2 protein-coding genes are annotated in these 1,029 nt (G+C 36.9%); both read left to right on the forward strand.

What is annotated here, in order from left to right; translation table 11 throughout:
- The first annotated feature begins 91 nt into the window (after nucleotides 1-91).
- Nucleotides 92-355: a hypothetical protein gene (locus D9603_RS19065; RefSeq protein ID WP_128732490.1), complete on the forward strand. Its 264-nt coding sequence runs from the start codon at nucleotides 92-94 to the stop codon at nucleotides 353-355.
- Between the two features lie 107 nt (nucleotides 356-462).
- Nucleotides 463-903: a hypothetical protein gene (locus tag D9603_RS19070; RefSeq protein WP_128732491.1), complete on the forward strand. Its 441-nt coding sequence runs from the start codon at nucleotides 463-465 to the stop codon at nucleotides 901-903.
- Nucleotides 904-1,029 lie beyond the last annotated feature (126 nt).

The raw sequence follows: 1,029 nt of genomic DNA on the forward strand, positions 1-1,029 counted from the left end.
TACGCCCCATATTGCGGCGTTATAAGCCAATTGAGCTTACGGATTAGAAAAGCATCTTGGTGAAAATTTCATTATAGATAGGAAGTAACTAATGAATATTGACGAACACTTAAAGGTATTAGCGTTAAAAAATAAAAAGCTATTTGGGTTCTCTCATACTATGTGTATAGTTTTGGTAATCGGTTTAATAGCTCTTACGTTATCTATTGCTTTACCTCCTTCACTGACAGCAATACTTGTTGGAATTGCAGCTTTTTTTATTTTATATCACTACGTAGCATATGCCGTTAAAAAAACTAACAACAGAATCTCTCTACTAGAAACTAAGTATAAAGATCAAAGTAAAGGCTTATAACAAGAGACTCAAAAGGACGCAAAACGCTTGGCTTGCGCTCCTTCGTCGCTAATTTTAGCCAAGCATTTATGCGCCCATTAGTAAGGCGTTATAAGCCATAGGAAGGTATGGAGTTTTTAATTAGGCCTCATGATGGAATTGGCCCCATCAAACTTGGAATGGCTCGGGAACAAGTTAAGGAATTGTTTGCTGGCTTTTTCACTTTGACTGATGAGGCTAGCGATTTTTATTTTGATAGCTGCTTTCAAGTTGAGTACGAAAACGACTTAGTAGACTTTATCGGTGTATCTCAAAACGAAAATTACAAACTTTTCTTTGGCGGTTACGATGTATTTGATATTGAGGGTAGCACTTTGTTTGCCGCAATTTCTGCTAATGAATCGAAGAATCACTCGCTTAATGAGTCAGAGTATATTTTCCCTGAGCAAATAATAACTCTTTGGGATATGGACGAACAATATGATTACCTAGGCAACCATAAACGTAAAGTTTGGGCTCAGGTTGGTATAGGCTCAAAGTCTTACCTTAAAGTGGTAAATGGCTTATAACAAGCTGTTTAACAAGGACAAAATTCAGTTGGCTTCTGCTCCTTCGTCGCTAATTTTAGCCAACTATATTTTACCCATTAACAGGGCGTTAGGTAACACAGAAACTCAGAGTATGATTGAAACTTT

The organism is Pseudoalteromonas sp. PS5 (genome assembly GCF_004103255.1).
Taxonomy (GTDB): Bacteria; Pseudomonadota; Gammaproteobacteria; order Enterobacterales; family Alteromonadaceae; genus Pseudoalteromonas; species Pseudoalteromonas peptidolytica.